The sequence below is a fragment of the Yoonia sp. genome, assembly GCF_017854565.1.
GTDB lineage: Bacteria > Pseudomonadota > Alphaproteobacteria > Rhodobacterales > Rhodobacteraceae > Yoonia.
This window is the reverse complement of record NZ_JAFMHJ010000020.1, coordinates 35344-56685: the sequence shown is the minus strand read 5'-3', so window position 1 is coordinate 56685 and position 21342 is coordinate 35344. Positions and strand designations below refer to the sequence as shown.

Sequence of the window (21342 nt, the reverse complement as noted above, 5' to 3'; positions counted from 1 at the left end):
GATTACGCTACGAAACGGATCAGCCCGCCTCAAGCTGGTTTTGTCTGACAAGACCCGACGAGCTGATCCTGACCGGGATGATCCACGACCACGGCGCGCGGCTGCGGTCGTTCCGGATCGCCGCAGAGGCGCTGCGCGACATCAGCGCGTCGCGCAGCGCCGCCTGACCTAACCAGCCAGCGCCGTGTCACAGCGCCCGCACACGCCAGCATGCGCATGGGTGCCCACATCGGGCAGGATTTTCCAGCAGCGCTGGCATTTCTCGCCCTCGGCGCGGGCAAACACCACAGCCACATCGGCAACATCATCCAAACGGAACGCATCCGCAGGTGCCAAGTCCGTTGATACCGATATGCCCGACGTGATGCACAGATCATTAAAGCTGACGGTCTCAAGCAGCTTGGCGGCATCCGCAGTCACGTAGACGGTCGGTGCCGCCTCAAGCGAGGCACCAATGACCTTGGCTGTCCGCTCGACCTCCAATGCGCCGGTCACAACGCGACGGACCTTGCGGACGGTCGCCCATTTCTCGGCCAACGCCGCATCGCGCCAATCGGCGGGCGTTTGGGCGAAATCCTCCAGATGCACCGAACTGTCATCACCGGGAAAGCGTTCCAGCCAGACCTCTTCCATGGTGAAGGCCAGCATTGGCGCCAACCATTTGGTGATCCGGTGGAACAGGATATCCAGCACGGTGCGGGCCGCGCGGCGGCGCTCAGTATCACCGTCACAATACAGCGCATCCTTGCGGATATCAAAGTAAAACGCCGACAGATCAACCGTCGCAAAGGTAAACACCGCCTGAAACACGCCTTGGAAATCGTATTTGGCGTAGCCTTCGCGCACGGTCTGGTCCAGATCGGACAACCGGTGCAGCACCCAGCGTTCCAATTCGGGCATATCTGCGGTGTCCACCCGGTCAGCCTCGGTAAAGTCGGCGAGCGACCCCAGCATATAGCGCATCGTGTTGCGCAACCGGCGATAGCTGTCAGCCACCCCTTTGAGAATCTCATCCCCGATCCGCAGATCAGCCGTATAATCTGACTGTGCCACCCAAAGCCGCAGGATGTCTGCGCCGTATTGCTGAATGACCTTTTCAGGCGCAACCGTATTGCCCACCGACTTGGACATCTTCATGCCCTTTTCATCCAGCGTAAACCCGTGGGTCAACACCCCGCGATAGGGCGCGTGGCCCATCGTGCCGCAGGCCTGCAGCATTGACGAATGGAACCACCCGCGATGCTGGTCTGTGCCTTCCAGATAAAGGTCGGCCATGCCATCCGAAGACCCATCAGGCCGGTCACGCAGCACGAATGCGTGGGTCGAGCCGCTGTCGAACCAGACATCCAGAATGTCGAACACCTGATCGTAGTCGTCGGGGTTCACGTCGGTCCCAAGAAGGCGTTCCTTTGCGCCTTCCTTGTACCATGTGTCCGCGCCTTCGGCCTCGAATGCGGCGAGCACGCGGGCGTTCACGGCGGCGTTGCGGAGCAGGTAATCAGGTTCGCTTGGCTGGGTGCCCTTCTTGGTGAAACAGGTCAGCGGCACGCCCCATGCGCGCTGGCGCGACAGCACCCAATCGGGGCGCGCCTCGATCATCGCGTACAGGCGGTTACGGCCCTTTTGCGGGGTCCAAGTGACCAATTCGTCGATAGAGCGCAGCGCGCGTTCACGGATCGTCGTGCCGTAGGTATCTTGGCCATCGCCGACGGGTTTGTCGATGGCCGCAAACCATTGCGGGCGGTTCAGACGGATCACCGGGGCCTTGGACCGCCAGCTATGCGCATCAGAAATCGTGATGCGCTTGGTCGCGATCAGCGCGCCAACCTCTTTCAGCTTTTCGATCACCGCCTTGTTGGCCCCACCGGGCTTGCCATTGGGTTTCAGGATGCTTTCGCCGCCAAAGAACGGAAGGTCCGCGCGATATGAACTGTCATCAAGAATGTTATAGGTCATCGGCAAGCCATGCTTGACCCCGATGGCATAGTCGTCGTCACCGTGGCTGGGCGCGGTATGCACAAACCCGGTGCCGGTGTCGTCGGTGACGTGACCGCCGGGAAGCAGTGGCACGGGGAAATCCCATTCGGGATCGGCGCTGGCCAAGGGATGGGCGCAGGTGAATGTCGAAAGTGCCTCGCTTGTCACGGTGTGCAAACGACGGAACATGCCTTGCTCAAGCCGCGCCTTTTCCATCACATCTGCTGCAAGTGCATCGGCGATAAGGTATTTTTCCCCTACTTTTGCCCAGCACTCTAATGGAGTTTCAAGAACTTCATAAAGGCCATAAGTGATATTCGCGCCAAAACAGATTGCGCGGTTCTGAGGTATCGTCCACGGTGTTGTTGTGAAGATTAGCACAGACGTATTTTTATACGTCTCGGTCAGGTTTTGAGCCTTACCACCAGACGAAAATACAAGGATCCCATCACCAGACTCCCCAATTTCGGGCCGCCCGCCTCCAACCACCGGAAACTTGACCCAGATCGCGTCGGTCTGACGGTCGTGGTATTCGACCTCTGCCTCGGCCAGGGCAGTCTTTTCCACCGGCGACCACATCACGGGCTTCGATCCCTGATACAGCGTGCCATTCATCAGGAACTTCTGAAATTCCTCGGCGATGACCCGTTCCGCATGAAACGCCATCGTCAGATAGGGGTCGTCCCAGTTGCCGGTTATCCCAAGGCGCTTGAATTCCTCGCGCTGGATATCGACCCAGCCTTCGGCGAACTTGCGACACTCCTGCCGGAAATCGACGACATTCACGGCATCCTTGTCCTGCCCCTTGGCGCGGTATTTCTCCTCGATCTTCCATTCGATCGGCAACCCGTGGCAATCCCAGCCGGGCACATAGCGCGCATCGCGGCCCATCATCTGCTGGGACCGCACCACCATATCCTTGAGGATCTTGTTCAGCGCATGCCCGATATGCAGATGCCCGTTCGCATAGGGCGGGCCGTCATGCAGGGTGAAAGGCGCCCGGCCCTCGGCCTTGGCGCGCAGCTTGTCATATACACCAATCTGCGCCCAGCGGGCCAACCATTCAGGCTCTCGTTTGGGCAATCCGGCCCGCATCGGGAAATCCGTCTGCGGCAAGTTCAAGGTAGATTTGTAATCAGGGGTCTCGGCGCACATTTGCGGCGTCCTTCAGCAGTCATGAAATCAAGGAAATGAGCGGTGCGCGGACGCAGACACCTTTTCCCGGCATGTTTGATTGCTCAAACCGCCGGGGACGTAATTCGTATGATCATCAGATTCATCATAGACGCGCTTATAGGACCGTGACGAACGGGGGTAAAGCCTCAGCGTCCAGCTTCTTATGTCTTCAACTACTCCCGCCGGAGGCAGCACCATTTCAACCAGAAGTGGCCATTCTTTCGGAAATCATACGTCCTTGGCCTTGGCGCGGCCAAAATCGGGCGCATCTGTATCCTGCCCCGCCTCGATGATCGAGCGACGTATCGACCGCGTGCGTGTAAAATAATCGTGCAGGTGATCGCCATCGCCTTGCCGAATGGCACGCTGCAAGGCGAAAAGTTCTTCGGTAAATCGGCCCAGAATTTCCAGCGTGGCCTCTTTGTTGTTCAAAAACACATCCCGCCACATCACCGGATCGGACGCTGCAATCCGGGTGAAATCGCGAAAACCCGCGGCAGAGTATTTGATCACTTCGCTATCGGTCACGCGGCGCAGATCATCGGCCACACCGACCATCGTATAGGCAATCAAATGCGGCGTGTGGCTGGTCACGGCCAACACCAGATCATGATGCTCTGCGTCCATCTCATCAACTTGCGCGCCCATGCCGCGCCACAGCCCTGCGAGCTTTTCAACGGCGTCACGATCGGCGTCCTGGGCTGGCACCAGAATACAAAAACGATTGTCAAACAGTTCGGCGAAGCCTGACCGCGGCCCCGAATGTTCCGTTCCGGCCAGCGGATGCGCCGGGACAAAATGCACACCCGACGGGATATGAGGCGACACTACGTCAATCACTGTGCGCTTGACCGATCCAACATCGCTGATGGTACAGCCGGGCTTCAATACCGGGCCTATCTCTTGCGCGACAGCTTCCATCGCGCCGACCGGCACGCATAAAACCACCAGATCCGCGTCTTTGGCAGCCGCCACAACGCTATCACATACCTGATCGCACAGACCTATTTCGCGGGCGATTTCGCGCGTTTCAGCCGATTTTGCATAGCCGACAATCTCACCGGCCAACCCCGCGCGGCGCATCGCATGACACATTGATGATGCAATCAGGCCCAGGCCGATCAGCGCGACGCGCTCATAAATGACCGCCATCAGATGGCCCCCTTGAACTGGGCTACGGCGTGCACAACGCGGCGGCAGGCGCTTTCGTCGCCCACTGTAATACGCAGGCAATAGGGTAATTTGTAGCCAGAAACCTGTCGCACAATGATGCCCGCGGCGCGCAGATGGGCATCACAGGCCGCAGCTTCGGCGTCATCCGCGAACCGCGCCAGCACAAAATTCGCGGTGGATGTATCAGAGGGCACGCCCAGTTCCGCCAGCGCTGTGGCCATCCACTCGCGCCACTTCGCGTTCTCGACCCGGCACTTTTCCGTATAATCCGTGTCGCGAACCGCAGCTTCTGCGGTCACCAACGCCGCCGCCGACATGTTGAATGGTCCGCGAATGCGGTTCATCACATCAATAATTGATTGCGGGCCATATCCCCAGCCGATCCGCAAACCGCCCAGCCCATAAATCTTGGAGAAAGTACGGGTCATGACAACGTTCTCGCGGCTCTCAATCAACGCAAGGCCCGCATCGTAGCCATCAACATATTCCGCATAAGCGCCATCCAGAACAAGGATCGCTTGCGGCGGCAATCCGTCCGCCAGCCGTGCAACTTCCGCACCGCCAATCATGGTGCCGGTGGGATTATTTGGATTGGCAATAAACACCAGCTTTGTACGCTGCGTGCAGGCGGCAAGAATTGCGTCGACATCCGTGACACGCTCCCGCTCGCGCACCTCGACAGGGTCGGCCCCGGCCGCCAAAGCCGAAATACGGTAAAGAGCAAACCCATGCTCCGTGTGTACCACCTCGTCACCGGGACCGGCATAACATTGGCTCAAAAAATGGATGATCTCATCCGAGCCGACGCCACAAATCACACGGTCCGGATCGACGCCCCAGACATCACCAATGGCCTGCCGCAGTCCGGCGTGGTCTGTCGAAGGATAGCGGTGCAAGTTATGCACAGCGCGCGAAAAGGCGTCTTTTGCCGCGTCACTAGGCCCCAATGGATTTTCATTCGACGAGAGTTTGAGCACATTGCTCACCCCGTCCAGATGCGCCACACCGCCCTCATATAGCGCTATGTCCATAATTCCGGGTTGCGGTTGAATGCCGTCAGCCATTTTCACGTCCAATCGATGTCGTTTGCCACCTTCTAGCGCCCAGTCTGCGTCCTGACCAGACAGAAGCGAAAGTGCGCGCCAATATCGCTTCTTCCGAGCAAAAATATCCCTGCCAGAGGCACCAATTTTCTAGAAAACTGGTCCGCGTCCCCAAATGAAAAGAGCACGGCCCGAAATAGCGCGGGCTGGGCACCCTCGCCCACCCACCGGCCACCACTACTAAATGAACATCGTTCATTTATATTGACAGGGAGCCACGGCCAGCGTATCAATTGAACATAGTTCATAAAATAAGGAACACGAAAATGCGCCGCACGATGATCGTAACTCTCGCACTTGGCCTTGCAGCAACGGCATCCCATGCCGATACCAGCAGCCAACACGCGTCACAGTCCGTTAACCTGAGCGGCCAAGCCGCAAGCGAAGGATCAGCATCCATCGCATCCGCCGCATCGACGGTCATCGCGGTCCCGCTTCTTGTATTTGGATCGACGCTGGTGATTTCAGGTGCCGCGTTGGAAGGCATTGGTGATGGGGCTCTCACCCTTGGTGCCGGCGTTCATGCAGCCGACCATGGCACGCACGCGCCCGCAGTGCAGCCAAACGGCCCGCCAACTCTTGATTGATCAAGCCAAGGGAGATCACGATGATCCGTATTATTTTTGTGTTTTTTGCCGTCCTATTGACCATCACACCCGCATTTGCGGTCGCGGGGAGCAGTCAGGCAGGCGACTCAGTTCTGCCGTCCGCCGATGTTGCCGCATTTTCCAATCGGGTCCAGCAAGACCTTGCTGCGCGCGGCGCACAAGTCGCAATCGTCGCGCGGATGGGGCGCGATCCGTCCCAATTGCCTGATGGCGTCACCTATACCCATGTTGGATTTTGGGTCTATTCCCAGATCACGCTGGCGGATGGCACCACGGGCCAAGGCTACCGCGTCTACAACCTGTATCAACGGGCCGACGCGCCGACCCGCAGCGATCTGATCCAGGACAGCCCTGCTGATTTCTTCGCTGGTGCCCACCGTCTTGATGCAGGCATCATCATTCCCGACCCAAGACTGCAACGCAAGCTGCTCGCCGTCATTGCGAGCCCAACATACGCCGCCCTGCACAACCCAAATTATTCGGTACTGGCAAACCCCGCCACGCGCCAATTCCAGAATTGCACCGAACATACCCTGAACGTGCTGATGGCAAGCATTTATGGCACGCAGGACATAAACCAGATCAAGGCCGATATTGGCGCCCATTTCACACCGCAGACTATTCCCGTGAACGGGTTGAAGCGGTCGCTTGCGACGATCGCGTCCGCCGCGCTGACAACGGTGGATCACGGGCCCGTCGTGGCGACTGCTACGTTTGGCACGATCGCGCGGTTCATGCAGGCCAGTCAACTTACCGCAGAGGTATATCGCCTCACGCCAGAACGCGCCGTGCGTTTCTGAGCCATGGGCCATTGTGCAGCAGCAACGGCGGCCCGAACCCATGAAACGCCAAACAAAAAGGCCGCGCCAAACGGCGCGGCCTTCTGCAAATCAATACCCGGAACGGCTTAGTTCTTGGCGTAGAATTCGACAACCAGATTTGGTTCCATCGTCACTGGGTACGGCACGTCGCCCAGACCCGGTGTGCGCACGAATGTCGCAATCATCTTCGAGTGATCAACATCCATGTAATCAGGCACATCGCGCTCTGGCAGTTGGCTTGCCACAAGGACCAGTTCCATCTGCTTGGACTTCTGACGGACTTCGATCACGTCGCCCTCTTTGACCCGGTAGGATGGGATGTTCACACGCTGGCCGTTCACGGTCACGTGGCCGTGGTTCACAAACTGACGGGCTGCGAAAACAGTCGGCACGAATTTGGCGCGGTATACGACAGCATCCAGGCGACGCTCGAGCAGACCAATAAGGTTCTCACCGGTGTCACCCTTGACGCGTTCAGCTTCGCCATAAATGCGGCGGAATTGCTTTTCAGTCAGGTCGCCGTAATAGCCCTTGAGCTTCTGCTTGGCACGCAGCTGTATCCCGAAGTCCGAGATCTTGCCTTTGCGGCGCTGGCCGTGCTGACCGGGGCCATATTCACGACGATTAACGGGGGATTTCGGCCGACCCCAGATGTTTTCACCCATCCGACGGTCAATTTTATGTTTGGCAGCGGTACGTTTAGTCATACGCTGATCTCCTTCTGTATGTGATGAAGGGCGTTGTCCTTTCCCCGGATTTTGCCGGGACGACAGGGTTCTGCTTGCGCAGTCCACCAACACCAATGAATGTTGGGCTTATAAGCAGGAATCCCGCCCTGTCAACGCTCTATTCCAAAGCTGGTCATGTGGCGTTTTACAAGTGTCGCAGTAATGCACAGTTTATGTCTAAATGTAACCACACCGAGGGGCTATATCAGGCCTTGGGGCGTTAATGAGGTTCAAAGATGCCCCTTTTTGTTAGTATTTTGTTAATCAGTGTGGCGGCGGTGTGGCTCACGCTTGACTATGTGGTGAGACGCAAGTTCAACCGCCTCAAGCGAGGAGTGACCGCCGCTTTTCAATCGGCGATCGCAGAAAGCGCGGTTGCACCGGAGATTGGTGCAACCGACCTTGCCGGTTCGGCGTTGATGCCGCTGGCGGTTGACCTGATGCGCAAACAAAACTGCACCCTCCCATTCGAGGCCCTGACACAGGCAGAGCAGCGCATCGTTCTTTTTGCCTATGCGATAGATGTCCTGCCGGCATGGGTTGTCAGACATGCCGCAATGTACTTGCGCGGCGATCACAAAGCGGTGGTGACCCAGCTGCGACGGATCAAAACATCGCGGCCACAGCACAAAATGCAGCATTTTGGCAGCATCCGTGCCCAACACGGATTGCGCGTGGGGCCAGAAACCTAGACATGAACGGTCATGTCCGACATGCCTCCACCCCGGTTCTACCATTTTGCTGCGGCCGTTGCCGCTGGCGGCCTGATAACACTGATGGTGCAATTTAACGGCATTTTGGCGATTTACGGCTCACTACTTTTTGCATCGTGGATACCGCACCTGACCGGGACGTGCGCGGCCCTGATCATGCTGGCGGTCCTCAGACCAAGACGCGCCGCGATGGCGCGCCCACCCATCTGGACCTATCTGGGCGGCGTATCAGGGGCATTCACCGTCATGCTGACGTCTTTCACTGTGAACACGGCCCTGGCTCTGTCAGGGACCATCGCGCTGGGACTTGTCGGGCAGATGATATTCAGCCTGTTTGCCGATATGCGCGGGCTGTTTGGATTACCCAAGCGGCTGCCGGGGCGACAGGAGTATAAATCTTTGGCCCTGATCATCGCTGGCAGCATGATCCTGATCTTCTTTGGGCGCGGCGCATGATCTGGCTTGCCGGTCTTGCGATACTTGCCGGTGTGCTGGTGTCGCTGTCACGCCAGATAAACGGTCGGCTGGCGTTATCGACATCCGCGACGGAGTCGTCATTGTGGAATCATGTCGTGGGGCTGACGTTCCTCAGCTTTGCCGCCCTGCTGTTCGGCGGGCTGTTTGCCGGGCAACCGCAGGCGGCCCCATGGTGGGCCTTCTTGGGCGGCCCCGTCGGGATGGTTTTCATCGCGGCTGGCAGCTGGCTCATTTCCCGGCTCGGGGCCGCGCAAACCGCCATCCTGATCATTGCCGGTCAGATGATTTCTGGTGTGGCGCTGGATATCATGACCGGCACACCCGGCAACCTGTGGGCGCAGGTGACAGGCGTGGCATTGATCCTGTTGGGGATCAAGTCAGGGCAAGGCCGCAAATCATAACCTGCCGCAAGACCGCTGAGATATTTTTACCGCCCATCAATACATACCGTATAGGGAGAGTAATGTAATTTTAGCTTAATCATAGATGGCAGAGCAAAAAATGGCGCTTACAAGAATGCTCGGCCTGTTTGCGGCGATCCTGCTTCTTTCAACAGGGATCGCATTTCTTGGCTATCACTACTTGAAACTTGCCAGCGAATACCGCAAGAACAACTTTATCCATCTGAGCGAAACGCAACGCGCCATGGACTATCTCGAAGAACATCCCAAATTGGAGAAATCCGAAATAGAAGTGCTGCGCGCGCATGTTGCAGCCGCACAGGCACAGGCAATCTGGTGTGTCGCAAACCTGTCGGCACTCGAAACCAGAGCGTTTCACTGGCTTGGCGTTGGATCTGCGCTGGATATCTGCAAGTATGATATCAGAACCTCTGAACTGCTTTTGGCGCGCCTCAACGGGCTGATCGAAAGTAATGATGCCCGGCACATTGTGCAAACGACCCCCTACCTTGTCTTCTACTTCAAACGCGGATTGCTGCGGATGCGGGAGGACAGTTTTGCATTTCAACCTTTTGTCGACATCATCGAAGGCAAGCTGGGCCTGCTGGTCAAGATATCGACACTAATCGCGAGCACCGGGTTAGGGCTGTTATTCAGTCTGGTCGCGGCGAAACTTGTCCGGGCGTGGCGGTCGCAATCCGACCAAACGATCGAAATGCAGCGCATGGCGCAGCGGTTTTCGCTTGCCATACAGGCATCGTCTGATGGTTTTGCGCTTTTCAACAAGGAGAGGGTTCTTCTGACCTGCAATGATCGGTATCGGGAACTGTCACATCCGAACCCCGCGTTCATCCGCGACGGCATGACAGCCATCGAGATCATGAATGACGCGGCGGACAAGGGTTTTTACCAGACAAACGGTCTCGACACGGCTGATTTCGTTTCGGGGCACGTGCTGCAGATGCGGTCTGACCATGATGATGTACAGTTGGAAATTTCAGACGACCGACATGTCTTGGTGCGGTTCAGTCAGACGGAGTTTGGTGATCAGGTCATTACCCGCACAAACATTACCGACGCGGTACGCAATGCCAGAAAGCAGCGTGAATACACGCGAACGCTCAAGAAAGCCAAAGACGCCGTTGAACGGCAATCGCTGACCGACCCGTTGACAGGGCTGGCCAACAGGCGACAGCTTGATGTCGCGCTACACGCGCAGATGGAAATCGGCCCAGCATCGCTGATCCGTATTGATCTGGATCGGTTCAAACAGGTCAATGATGTGCTTGGCCATGATGCTGGCTGGTGACCATGTGCTGCGCATCGTCGCAAAACTGCTGACCGAACACACACGCGAGGATGATTTGCCAGCCCGCGTTGGCGGTGACGAATTTGTCGTGCTTTGCGCACCCGGCACCCAATTGCAGGACGCCACAATACTCGCCTCGCGTCTGCTTCATGCCATCAAACATCCGGTGAGCTATGGCAAAAAGCGATGTATTTTTGGGGCCAGTTTTGGCATCGCCATCGGCGACCCCAGCATTACTGCGCCCAGCGAACTTCTCAGCAATGCCGATGCCGCGCTTTATCAAGCCAAGGCCGACGGTCGGGGGAAAATCGTCAACTTTTCGAATGATATGCGCAAAGCGGCAAAACAAGAAAGAGCGCTTGCCGATCGGTTTATGCAGGCACTTGGTGACGGCGAATTTGTTCCGTATTTTCAGACCCAACATGATGCACGCACCTGGAAACTATCGGGCGTCGAAGTCTTGGCCAGATGGGAGCATCCTATTGATGGTGTCCTGAGCCCCATCAAATTTCTGGGAATAGCAAAGCAGCTTGGCTTGGAAGCCGAACTTGACACAGTAATTTTTGAAGCGGCCGAACGGGCCGTCGCGGTGCTGAAAACGGCGGGGATTATCCTGCCAAGTGTCGCATTCAATGTGAGCGCGTCACGGATCATTGATCCACTGTTCCTGCAGCATCTGAAATTGATTCCTCATGAGAAACGGAAAGGCTACGTCTTCGAAATTCTGGAATCGATTTCGTATGAAGATGCCAGCCAACACCTTGTCATGGCGATAGATACCCTCAAGGATATGGGCTTTAAGGTGGATGTCGACGATTTCGGCTCTGGCCATGCCTCTATCAATAGCGTCCTGAGCATCGAACCGGACTCCTTGAAAATTGACCGAAGAATTATCTCTCCGCTGGGAAAAAGTGAACGGGCAGGTCAAATGGTGTCGTCGATCATCGAACTGGCACGTTCGATGAATGCCAGAGTCATTGCCGAAGGCGTCGACAGTGAAGAAAAAGCCATAATCTTGCGCGAAAAAGGCTGTGACGAATTGCAGGGCTACTTCTTTTCACAGCCGATGTCGGCGGCGGCACTGGCACAGAATATGACGACATATAACAACAGAGGCGCAGCAACCGCCGCGCAGCAATAGTGGGCGCATCAGGCCGGATCGGCAAAACCGAACCGACCGTCGGCAGGCCACCACCAAAACGAAAACCTTTCAATGCATTCAAACCGCAGATTGCCACGTCCCGGCGCGGGCGACCTGCAAATCAGGTTGTTTTGCGATCATCCACCACGCCCATCGTTGCCACGCCAGAATTGCCCAGCTCGACCGTCGCAAAAGGGCCGCCAATACACAGATTGGCAAGGTCCTTGTTGTCCAGCGGCGGGGTAGCCGCAAAGACCGCTTTAGCGAATTGTTCCGCGTTGTCCTTTGGCCGATAACCAAGATGCCCGGCCTTGGAATTATCCACGACCGCCCGGTCATTGTCCGAGATTCCATAGACGACCGTAAACCCCACGACAGGACTGTCGATCGCACGTTCCACCAAATGGATCAGGTCATCATACGACAGCCAAGTGCCGATACTGCGGGCATTATTGGCCTGCGCACACGAAAATATCCGCATACACACAGATTCCACGCCGCGCTTGTCCCAATAGAGGCTGGCAAGGTCTTCGCAAAAACACTTTGCAAGCCCGTAATAGGTGTCGGGCCGGTGCGGCGCATCAAGGCCGATGGTATCGGTTTTCAGATGCATCCCAACCGCATGCACAGAACTGGCATAAACCACCCGCTTGACCCCGTTGCGGTAGGCCGCTTCCCACACATTATAGGCACCGACGATGTTGGATTGTAGGATGTCGTCCCACGCAGCCTCGTCCCCGATGGCACCGAAATGAACAACCATATCAGCGTCTTTGAGTATCTCCTCCATCGCGGCAAGGTCGGTCAGATCGGCCTGCACATAGGTTTCGCCGGAATAGAGTTTGCCGATCTCGGCAGCACGGTCTGTAGACACCAGCGTGTCGCACATCCGCGTCAACGGTTCGCGGAGATATGATCCAAGGCGGCCAGCGGCCCCGGTCAGGACAAGTTTTTTCATTATGTTTCCTTTGTCGTTTGGCGCATCTGCGCCAGAAGTGTATCGGCGGCCTTGGCCAACAGCCCCGTGTCGGTGCCGCAAGCGACGAAGGTAAAGCCATCGTTGAACAATTTCGCGGCAAACCCCGGATCAGTGACAAGCGTACCAACAGGCACGCCCAAGTCCATCAGTTTCCGCGCAGCGGGCATGATCCGCGCCCAGACATCAGCATGCATCGGCTGCCCAATCAGCCCCATATCAGCGGCAATATCTGCGGGCCCGAAAAAGATGCCATCAACACCGTTCACGCTGGCAATATGAGCGGCCTGATCTATTGCGCTTTGGGTTTCCAACTGGATCAATACGCAGGTTTCTGTGTCTACCCGGGCGTAATAATCTGTCATCCTGCCAAAGCGGTTTCCCCGGATCGCTCCGGCAACGCCCCTAACCCCATGCGGCGGATAGCGGGTCGCGGCCACGGCCTGCGCCGCCTCTTCAGCCGACTGCACCATCGGAAACAGGATGCCCCGCGCACCGATATCAAGCAAACGCTTGACCATGACCGGATCGTTCCATGGCGTGCGCACAATGGCCGTCGATGGGTAGGAGGCGATTGCCTGCAATTGACCCAGCGTGGTCAATACGTCGCCCGGCGCATGTTCCATATCCACGACCAGCCAGTCATAACCGGCACCTGCCACGACTTCTGCCGCATAATGATGGGCCAGACTGACCCAAAGCCCGATCTGTTTGCGCCCCGCTCCGATCGCTGCAAGGAATGCGTTGGGGGGCGTTTTCATATGACCGCCTTTTCGACGAATTTCTCGCCCTTTGCGATCCGGTCAAAATGAAATGGGGTTAGATCCAGCGTGCGGTATTGCCCATATGTGATCCACTCGGCGGTGCCGCGCCCCATCGCCGGAGATTGCTGAAACCCGTGCCCGGAGAACCCATTGACGAAGACAAAGTTTTCGACATGGGTGTGCGGCCCCAGAATCGCGTTTTGATCCAAGGTATTATAGGCATAGTGCCCCACCCAGGAGTTGCGCAATTTAATCGCCTCGAACTGCGGGATGCGGGTGGCAAGGATCGGCCAGACCTTGTTTTCCCAGATGCTGTGATCGTGCGAAAAATCAGTGTAGTCGACGGCGTGATCGTCATCGGGTGGGCACCCGGCCATGTAATAGGTTCCATCGGTCCGCATGTGTACACCGGACGGATCAATAGTCAGCGGCAGGTCACGGTCAAGAGGTTTTTCCGCAGCAAAGATGAAGGTATATCGCTTGCGCGGCTCGACCGGGATTTCGATACTTGCCATGCGGGATGTCAGCACGGCCCGCGGACCAGAGGCGTTCACGACTGTGCCACAGCCAATGACCTCGCCCGATTTCAGGATCACGCTTTCGACGCGGGTACCGCCGGAGTTGCGGTTCATGGCGATCACTTCATTGGCGACATATTCGGCGCCGCGTTCCCTAGCGGATCGTTTCCACCAATCAAACAGGGTGTTGCCATCAAAATAGCCTTCGTCCACCAAATTATGATTTCCCGCGATGATATCATCAAGGTAATAAAACGGATAGGCGGCCCCGATTTCATCGCGGGTCATGTGTTTGGTACCCGCACCACAGGCGGCTTGAATTTTCTGACTGGCCAGCAGCGTTGCCGCAAAGGCGTCGTTATCGGCCAGATACATGTACCCAAAGCTATGCAGGCGCGGCTGCGGGACACGCGCGTCGCCGCCCATATATTGGCGGAAGTTCTTTACGAAATCGGCGGCAAACTGCGAGACACGCACGTTGATCGGGGCGCTGAACTGTTGGCGCATGCACGAATTCGTATGCGAGGTAGAGCAGCTTTCGTAGGTCGGATCCCGTTCCACGACAAGGATGGAGCCGTTGAAATCCGGGTTGTCCGTCAGGAACCACGCGACCGACGATCCAAACATCGCACCACCGACGATCACCACATCATAGCTGGTTTTCTGCGGTGCCTGCGTCATGCGGTTTCCCCACGTGCGACCGACGCCGCGACGGCATCCACGTCGGCTTGCGTCAGCCCGTAATCGCGCATCGCCGCCTGGGCCGAAATATAGCCGCGTGCGAGATCCCGTTTGATCAGACCCGGATCGCGCAGGCCCGCAGGCCCATAGCCGGCACCCCCCGGAAGTGCCAGCATGACACGCCGCCCGGCTGGTATGAATTGCTTGCCTTTGCCCTGCATCAACGTGCCATCGTCCTGCGCAATGGTTGTCGGCGCACCGTCATCGCCGCCTTGTCGCCCGCGTGCAGGGTGGTGGACCCGGTCGAACATCGCAGAGAAATCACATTCGTGCCCCTGTGCGGGTCCGACCTCCATGAATTGCCCCAGCCCGCCGCGATACTGACCAGCGCCGCCGCTGTCGGGGCGCAATTCCTTGCGCCAGATGATCACCGGGCCGGTGTGCTCAGTCGCCTCAATCGGCATGGTCATCACGCCGGATGGAAACGCCGTCGCGTTCAACCCGTCCACCGATGGCCGCGCGCCAGCCCCGCCTGAATTAAAGGTCAGCACCTCGGACCTGCGCCCTTTGTGTCCGGGGGCAGGCCGCAGCGACACCTGAAAGTTGCACAGACACCCTGCCCCTTCGGCGGGCACCGTCGCGGGCAGGATTTGATCCAGCGCGTCATAAACCGTGTCCGGGATCATGTGCCCGATGATGTGGCGCAGCGCGACAGGCGCCGGGTGAACCGCGTTGACAATACTATCGACCGGGGCCGTCACCACAAACGGCGCCAACGACGCCGCATTGTTGGGGATTTCCGGCGCAATCGCACATTTCAGCGCATAACAGGCATAGGCCTTGGTATAAACCAGCGGGACGTTGATCCCCTTTTTATCCAGACCGGAGGTGCCGGTAAAATCGCAGGTTATATGATCGGCCTGAATGGTAAGTTCAACCCTGAGATCGATGGGCCGATCAAAGCCGTCAATGGTCATGCCCCCGCGCGCGGTTTCGCGCGGCAGCGCTGCGATCCGTTCCAGCGTCGCACGGCGCGAGTTTTCGAGGATGAAGTCACCGATCCCGCCTAGGTCATCAAGGCCGAATTCCCGCATCATTTCGGCCAGCCGCCGGTGGCCGATGTCATTGCAGGTGGCCAGCGCATAGATATCCCCGACGACCTGATCGGGTTCGCGGACATTGCCGCGCACAATGCGGATCAGGGTTTCATCAACCCGACCCTGGTCGGCGAATTTCATGATCGGGATATAAAGCCCTTCTTCATAGACGCTTGCCGCATCGGCACCAAATCCGCGCCCGCCAATATCAACCACATGGGCGGTGCAGGCAAAAAAGCCAACGTGGTTCCCGTTATGAAACGACGGGCTGACGACGGTGATATCGTGCAGATGGCCGGTGCCTTCCCATGGGTCGTTGGTGATGTAGACGTCGCCTTCCTTGATATTATCCGCGCCGATGCGCCGGATGAAATGCGGTACTGCGTCGGCCATCGCATTGACATGACCCGGGGTCCCCGTGACCGCTTGGGCCAGCATCAGACCCTGCGCATTATAGACCCCGGCAGAAAGGTCGCCTGCCTCGCGGACAGAGGTGGAAAAGGCCGTGCGCACAAGCGCCTGCGCCTGTTCTTCGACGACCGATATCAGGCGGTTCCACATGACTTGATAGGCGACATTGCTCATGGTGCTACCTGCGTGATGTCGATGGTGCCATCCGGGCGTGCGATGGCCGTGCGACTGGTGGGAATAATGATCGTGGTTTCGTCTTCGGTGATCAAGGCCGGCCCATCGACGGTTTGCCCCGCATCAAAACTGCCGCGTGCGACGACCGCCGCTTGGGCCATTTCCCCCAATGCGGGGTCAAAAAGCTGGCGGGTTGCTTGCGGCGTCGCGGCGGGACCAACCGGCGTTACGGCAAGCGTTTGCGGTTTGGCAGCCTCGGTGGTTGCGTTGACCGCCCAGACGGTAATTTCGATGTCCATGCCCGCCACGGTACGCCCGAACAGGGTTGTGTAATCGGCCTCGAACAGCTGTTGAAAGCGCGCTGCGTCGGGATCGGCGGCTTGGGCGGCGGTCAGGTAAATGGGAATTTCCCAGCCCTGCCCAGTGTAGCGCATATAGACCTTATATTCAGAATGGATCGCGGCGGTCGCGGCGCAGGTCCGTACGAAACCTGTCGCTTCGGCCTCCAGGCCTGCCAAAAGTGCCTTGACCGGATCGGGGGCAAAGTTTGACAGCTTCATATAAACACTGCGCGTCGCCTCAAAACTGAACGGCGCGCGCAGGAACCCGATGGCCGAACCGACGCCAGCCCCTGTGGGCACCAGCAGTCGCTTCACGCCCAGCTTTTCACAGAGCCGGCCCGCATGAAGCGGTGCCGCGCCACCGAATGCGATCATCGTGTAATCGGCAAGGTCTTCGCCATTCTCGACCGCGTGGACACGTGCCGCGTTCGCCATATTCTCATCGACAACTTCGGTCAGGCCGTAGGCGGCGGTCTGGGCATCCATGGCAAGTGGCGCACCCAACGTCTCCAGCGCCCTGGCAGCGGCATCCGCGTGCAATTGGATGGAACCGCCAGCGAAATTATCCGGGTCGAGTTTGCCAAGGATCAAGTCAGCGTCGGTGACCGCAGGTCGTTCGCCGCCACGTCCGTAACATGCAGGCCCCGGCTCTGATCCGGCGCTTTCCGGGCCGACACGGATTTGCCGCATCGCATCCACATGCGCGATGCTGCCACCCCCGGCCCCAATTTCCACCATGTCGATCACCGGGATCGAAATTGGCATGCCGGACCCCTTTTTAAAGCGGTAGGTACGCGCAACCTCGAATACGCGGGCGGTTCTCGGGGTTTGGTCTTTGATCAGGCAGATCTTTGCCGTCGTGCCGCCCATGTCAAAAGACAAAACCTTGTCCAGTTTGTAACGCGCAGCGATGTCGGCCGCAAAGACCGCACCACCAGCGGGGCCAGATTCGACCAGCCGAACCGGGAATTCAGCTGCACTTTCAAGGCTGATGATACCGCCGCCAGAATGCATCAGAAAGATCGGGCATGCGCTGCCTTCATCGGCCAGACGCCCTTTGAGCCGCCCAAGGTATGACTTCATCAGCGGCTTGATATACGCATTGGCGACCGTCGTGTTGAAACGCTCGTATTCACGCATCTGCGGCGACACTTCGGACGAAAGCGAAATCATGACGCCGGGCAGCTTTTCGGCCAGAACATCGCGGATCATCCGTTCATGCGCATTGTTCAGGTAGGCATGGATCAAGCCAATGGCGATACTGTCGAAACCATAGGGGGCAATGTGATCGGCAAGTGCGGCAATGTCCGCCGCGTTCAACGCGATCAGGACGTTGCCCTGCGCATCGACCCTTTCGGACAGGGTAAACCGATGCTGACGCGGCAGTAAAGGTTCCGGCAACTGCAGGTTCAGATCATATTGCTCAAACCTGCTTTCGGTGCGCATTTCGATCACGTCCCGGAAACCCTCGGTCGTGATCAGCGCCGTCTTGGCACCGCGCCGTTCGATCAATGCGTTGGTCGCAAGGGTGGTCCCATGGATGATCTGGGAAATGTCCGCAGGGCTGACCCCGGCCTTGCCGCAGACCTGATGCAAGCCGTCGATAATCGCGTCTTCGGGCGCCGTATAGGTCGTCAGCACCTTGGTCGAGACCTGATTGGACCCGACTTCAAGCACCACGTCGGTGAAGGTGCCACCGATATCAACGCCCATGCGGATGTGGTTCTGCATTGGAGCCTCCAGAGTTTTCTGTTCGGACCCTAGCCCCAGCATGTGGCGACTTCCATCACTAATCGGATCGCCCGCAGGCACAGGCGCAAGGCAAATTGCGCTGGCCCGGATCATGATGATCACGGCTACGGGGCTGGTTCTAAAGTTTCTGCTATTTCCGTCATGACAGGAATTCAGGGCGGATCGGCCCACATTGCAGCAAAATTCGACACCGATTTGGGCATCAAATTTCACGCCAAAAAAGCCCCGCCAAACGGCAGAGAATCAACGCAGAAAACGGCTGTTTCTTGTGGCTCCGGCAGCGGCCGGAAACACGCCATATCGGCGCAACATCAAAGGCAAAATGCACGCTAAAGCTGCAAAGCATCGACGCGGGTTTTTGTCTTTATTTTCGAGATGATACTGCAATTATCCATCAAAAAAAGGTGCCCTAGGCACGGGCGTTTTTTCTACCCGCAACGAACCCGCTAGGCAGATCATCGTTTCCATGCTACGTTGCGGCCCATTAGCTTGATAGACTGTCGCCGTATTTTCTGGCACTTTTTGATGGTATTTTTTTTGGTTCCGTGCACACGTATTTTGACCGTCCGCCAAGCCCAAACACGCGCAGATTTGGGGGATTATCATGCCAGCTAGACTTACCTATCCAGGCGTCTATGTCGAAGAACAATCATCAGGTGTAAGAACGATCACAGGGGTGGCCACCTCGACCACGCTTTTTGTCGGGATGGCCCGCAAAGGCGCAGTCGGACGGCCGGTGCCGATCCGCGGCATCGACCAGTTCGAAGACACGTTTGGCAGTGATACCGCTTATGGCGAACTGGTCCCGCAAGTTCGCCAGTTTTTTCTCAATGGCGGCGCGGATGCGATTATCACGCGCGTTGCCGGTGCAGGAATTGAAGCCGCAAGCGTCACGCTGCGCAATCCAGCCGGCACCGGCATTCTGGAGCTGACAGCAAAAGGCCAAGGCACGTTGGGGCAACAAATTCGCGCCGTTGTTGACTATGACACGCCGACACCGGAACTGACCTTCAACATGGAACTCTACCGCAGTTCAGTGGATGCCAACGGTGCCACCCAGTTGTCCGAGAACGAATTTTTCAGTCATCTGAGCATGAACCCCAACAGCCCACGCTATGCAGTGACCATGTTGACGCAGGGCTCAGCACTGGTGAACACAGCGCTGCCGGGTGCGGCGTTAGCGCCGACCAATGCCGGTTTTTCGCAAAGCGCAATGCTGCTGCCGTCTGCAGATGCTGCGGCGCTGGCCGATCTGAACACGGCATTGACAGCGGGTGATCGACTGGTCGTTGCGGTTGATGGGGGCGCGCCTGTCACGGCAACCTTGCCGTCACCTGCGGCCACGCTGGCCGCTTGGCTGGTTGATGCAAACGCTGTGGTCAACGCCGCTCTGGTCAGCAATGGCCAGCCCGGCGGCGTGCTTTTTACGCTGGAAGGCTTTGGCGCCAATCGCGCGATCCGCATCACATCAAATGGCGGGACAACCGACAGTGTCGTCGTCACATCGGCCGCACAGTCAGATGCTGCCGCCGCACTTCAACTGGGCCATGGCGCTGGCGGCATTGAAATCGGGCGCTATTCAAGGTTCCGCCCTGCCCCCTCGGGCTTTACGACGGAATTGCATACCCGCAACAGCGGCGCATTTACACAAAATGCCGACTTCTCGCGGCTGGTGGATTTTGCAGAGGCGACGCGCGCCGATTTGACCAGTTGGACCTTTGCCGATGGCAGCGGCAACCCGCCGTATGTCTCGGCGACGGCACCGGCGTTTGCCGGCAGCGGCACCACGTTCATCACCGGCGGAACCAGTGCGGCCGGGGTGGGATCACTGCGCAACACAAGGTCACATCTTGATACGCTCGCGGCATCGCTGGCAGCCGGGATCGGGCAGGCGTGGATCGTGCGCCGCGTGGGGTATCGCATCACGATGCGGCCCAATTTCGGCAATGCCAATACCGGCGCGACGGCTGTGCTAACGTCGGCTGGCGGCTACGATCTGGGCGGGGCGAACGGGCCTGCGCTGGCGGCGCGGGCGGCGAATACGCAGGCCTATTCACTGGGATCAAGCGGCGCGGTTGTGTACCAGACACCGGGCGCGCCGGGCAATAACGGCGGTGTGCCGGGGCCGGATCATTATAACGCGGTCTATGCCACCGTCGCAAGCGAGGTGGACCTGTTCAACCTGATGGCCCTGCCCCGCTGCGAAGGTCAAAGTGACGACGCCCGGCAACTGCTGTGGGGGGCCGCCAGCGCGTTTTGCCAACGCGAACGGGCGTTTCTGATCGTGGACCCACGGGCGGACTGGACCACAGTGGATGCGGCATCGACCGGCGTCCCAAACCTGCGGTTGGGGGCCGTTACGGATCATGCCGGGCTTTATTGGCCGCGGATCAATGTGGCATCGTCACACAGTCCCGTGGACCCGGCGGGCACAATTGCAGGCATCATGTCGCGCACCGATACCCGGCGCGGCGTTTGGAAGGCCCCGGCAGGGCTTGAGGCGTCAATCATCGGCACCACCGGATTAGAACATCCGATTTCAGACGCAGAAAACGGCGTGACCAATCCACAGGCCATCAATACCTTGCGGCAGTTTTCCGGCGGTGCCGTCGTTTGGGGCGCACGGACAATGGCCGGCTTCGATAATTCCGGCGAAAATGATTACAAATACGTGCCTGTACGGCGCACCGCCCTCTTCATCGAGGAAAGCCTGTACCGTGGGCTGAAGTTCGCCCTTTTCGAACCCAATGACGAACCGCTATGGGCCCAGATCAGGCTCGCGGCGGGCGCCTTTATGCAAAATCTGTATCGGCAGGGCGCGTTTCAGGGGGCCAAGGCGTCAGACGCTTATGAGGTGCGTTGTGATGCCAGCACCACCAAACAGAACGACATCAATCTGGGCCGGGTGAATGTGATAGTCGCATTCGCACCGCTGCGCCCGGCCGAGTTTGTGGTTTTGACCGTTCGGCAGTTGGCCGGACAGGTTCAGGTCTAAGGGGAG

Annotated in this window: 17 protein-coding genes; 8 read left to right on the top strand and 9 right to left on the bottom strand. The window is 58.1% G+C overall.

Annotated features, from left to right (window positions below):
- Positions 1-168: 168 nt before the first annotated feature.
- The 3 genes from ileS to hisC all read right to left on the bottom strand — a co-directional run bounded on the left by ileS (position 169) and on the right by hisC (position 5390).
- Positions 169-3132: an isoleucine--tRNA ligase gene (gene ileS, locus QZ196_RS09920; RefSeq protein ID WP_296425954.1), complete on the bottom strand. Its 2964-nt coding sequence runs from the start codon at positions 3130-3132 to the stop codon at positions 169-171.
- A 249-nt stretch (positions 3133-3381) separates the two neighbouring features.
- Positions 3382-4305 (bottom strand): prephenate/arogenate dehydrogenase family protein, encoded by a 924-nt coding sequence (locus QZ196_RS09915; protein WP_296425952.1) that lies wholly within the window; start codon positions 4303-4305, stop codon positions 3382-3384.
- Positions 4305-5390 carry a histidinol-phosphate transaminase gene (gene hisC, locus QZ196_RS09910; protein WP_296425949.1) on the bottom strand — a complete coding sequence of 362 codons (1086 nt, stop codon included), beginning with the start codon at positions 5388-5390 and terminating at the stop codon, positions 4305-4307. Before hisC ends, QZ196_RS09915 begins: the two co-directional genes overlap by 1 nt.
- Before the next feature lie 305 nt (positions 5391-5695).
- Between hisC and QZ196_RS09905 the strand changes: the two genes are divergently transcribed.
- Both QZ196_RS09905 and QZ196_RS09900 read left to right on the top strand, forming a co-directional pair.
- The gene (locus QZ196_RS09905; RefSeq protein WP_296425947.1) at positions 5696-6016 is read left to right on the top strand and encodes a hypothetical protein; all 321 of its coding nucleotides are present in this window, start codon (positions 5696-5698) and stop codon (positions 6014-6016) included.
- A 20-nt stretch (positions 6017-6036) separates the two neighbouring features.
- Positions 6037-6837: a DUF2145 domain-containing protein gene (locus QZ196_RS09900; protein ID WP_296425945.1), complete on the top strand. Its 801-nt coding sequence runs from the start codon at positions 6037-6039 to the stop codon at positions 6835-6837.
- Between the two features lie 107 nt (positions 6838-6944).
- On the opposite strand, the gene rpsD is transcribed toward QZ196_RS09900, so the two are convergent.
- A complete protein-coding gene (gene rpsD / locus QZ196_RS09895) occupies positions 6945-7565 on the bottom strand; it encodes a 30S ribosomal protein S4 (protein WP_296425944.1) in 621 nt (206 codons plus the stop codon).
- Positions 7566-7822: 257 nt separating this feature from the next.
- Between rpsD and QZ196_RS09890 the strand changes: the two genes are divergently transcribed.
- The 5 genes from QZ196_RS09890 to QZ196_RS09870 all read left to right on the top strand — a co-directional run bounded on the left by QZ196_RS09890 (position 7823) and on the right by QZ196_RS09870 (position 11627).
- Positions 7823-8278, top strand: coding sequence for a hypothetical protein (locus QZ196_RS09890; protein WP_296425942.1), 456 nt, complete (start codon positions 7823-7825; stop codon positions 8276-8278).
- A 12-nt stretch (positions 8279-8290) separates the two neighbouring features.
- Positions 8291-8755 carry a DMT family transporter gene (locus QZ196_RS09885; protein ID WP_296425940.1) on the top strand — a complete coding sequence of 155 codons (465 nt, stop codon included), beginning with the start codon at positions 8291-8293 and terminating at the stop codon, positions 8753-8755.
- The gene (locus QZ196_RS09880) at positions 8752-9177 is read left to right on the top strand and encodes a DMT family transporter (protein WP_296425938.1); all 426 of its coding nucleotides are present in this window, start codon (positions 8752-8754) and stop codon (positions 9175-9177) included. Before QZ196_RS09885 ends, QZ196_RS09880 begins: the two co-directional genes overlap by 4 nt.
- 100 nt (positions 9178-9277) lie before the next feature.
- The gene (locus tag QZ196_RS09875; RefSeq protein WP_296425936.1) at positions 9278-10486 is read left to right on the top strand and encodes a diguanylate cyclase; all 1209 of its coding nucleotides are present in this window, start codon (positions 9278-9280) and stop codon (positions 10484-10486) included.
- On the top strand, positions 10470-11627 hold the full coding sequence (locus tag QZ196_RS09870; RefSeq protein WP_296425934.1) for a bifunctional diguanylate cyclase/phosphodiesterase: 1158 nt from the start codon (positions 10470-10472) through the stop codon (positions 11625-11627). The genes QZ196_RS09875 and QZ196_RS09870 overlap by 17 nt, the downstream gene beginning before the upstream one ends.
- Positions 11628-11748: 121 nt before the next feature.
- Here the strand turns inward: QZ196_RS09870 and QZ196_RS09865 are convergent, their stop codons facing one another.
- The 5 genes from QZ196_RS09865 to QZ196_RS09845 are packed head-to-tail and all read right to left on the bottom strand — an operon-like array spanning position 11749 to position 18320.
- The gene (locus QZ196_RS09865) at positions 11749-12585 is read right to left on the bottom strand and encodes an NAD(P)-dependent oxidoreductase (RefSeq protein ID WP_296425932.1); all 837 of its coding nucleotides are present in this window, start codon (positions 12583-12585) and stop codon (positions 11749-11751) included.
- Positions 12585-13364, bottom strand: a complete 780-nt coding sequence (locus QZ196_RS09860) for an aldolase/citrate lyase family protein (RefSeq protein WP_296425930.1) — start codon at positions 13362-13364, stop codon at positions 12585-12587. Before QZ196_RS09860 ends, QZ196_RS09865 begins: the two co-directional genes overlap by 1 nt.
- Positions 13361-14566, bottom strand: coding sequence for an FAD-binding oxidoreductase (locus QZ196_RS09855; RefSeq protein ID WP_296425928.1), 1206 nt, complete (start codon positions 14564-14566; stop codon positions 13361-13363). Before QZ196_RS09855 ends, QZ196_RS09860 begins: the two co-directional genes overlap by 4 nt.
- Positions 14563-16248 (bottom strand): hydantoinase B/oxoprolinase family protein, encoded by a 1686-nt coding sequence (locus QZ196_RS09850; protein WP_296425926.1) that lies wholly within the window; start codon positions 16246-16248, stop codon positions 14563-14565. Before QZ196_RS09850 ends, QZ196_RS09855 begins: the two co-directional genes overlap by 4 nt.
- Entirely contained in the window at positions 16245-18320 is a 2076-nt protein-coding gene (locus QZ196_RS09845) for a hydantoinase/oxoprolinase family protein (protein ID WP_296425924.1), read from the bottom strand. Before QZ196_RS09845 ends, QZ196_RS09850 begins: the two co-directional genes overlap by 4 nt.
- 625 nt (positions 18321-18945) lie before the next feature.
- Here QZ196_RS09845 and QZ196_RS09840 point away from each other — a divergent pair.
- Complete coding sequence (locus QZ196_RS09840; RefSeq protein ID WP_296425922.1) at positions 18946-21336, top strand: phage tail sheath subtilisin-like domain-containing protein; 2391 nt, start codon at positions 18946-18948, stop codon at positions 21334-21336.
- Positions 21337-21342 lie beyond the last annotated feature (6 nt).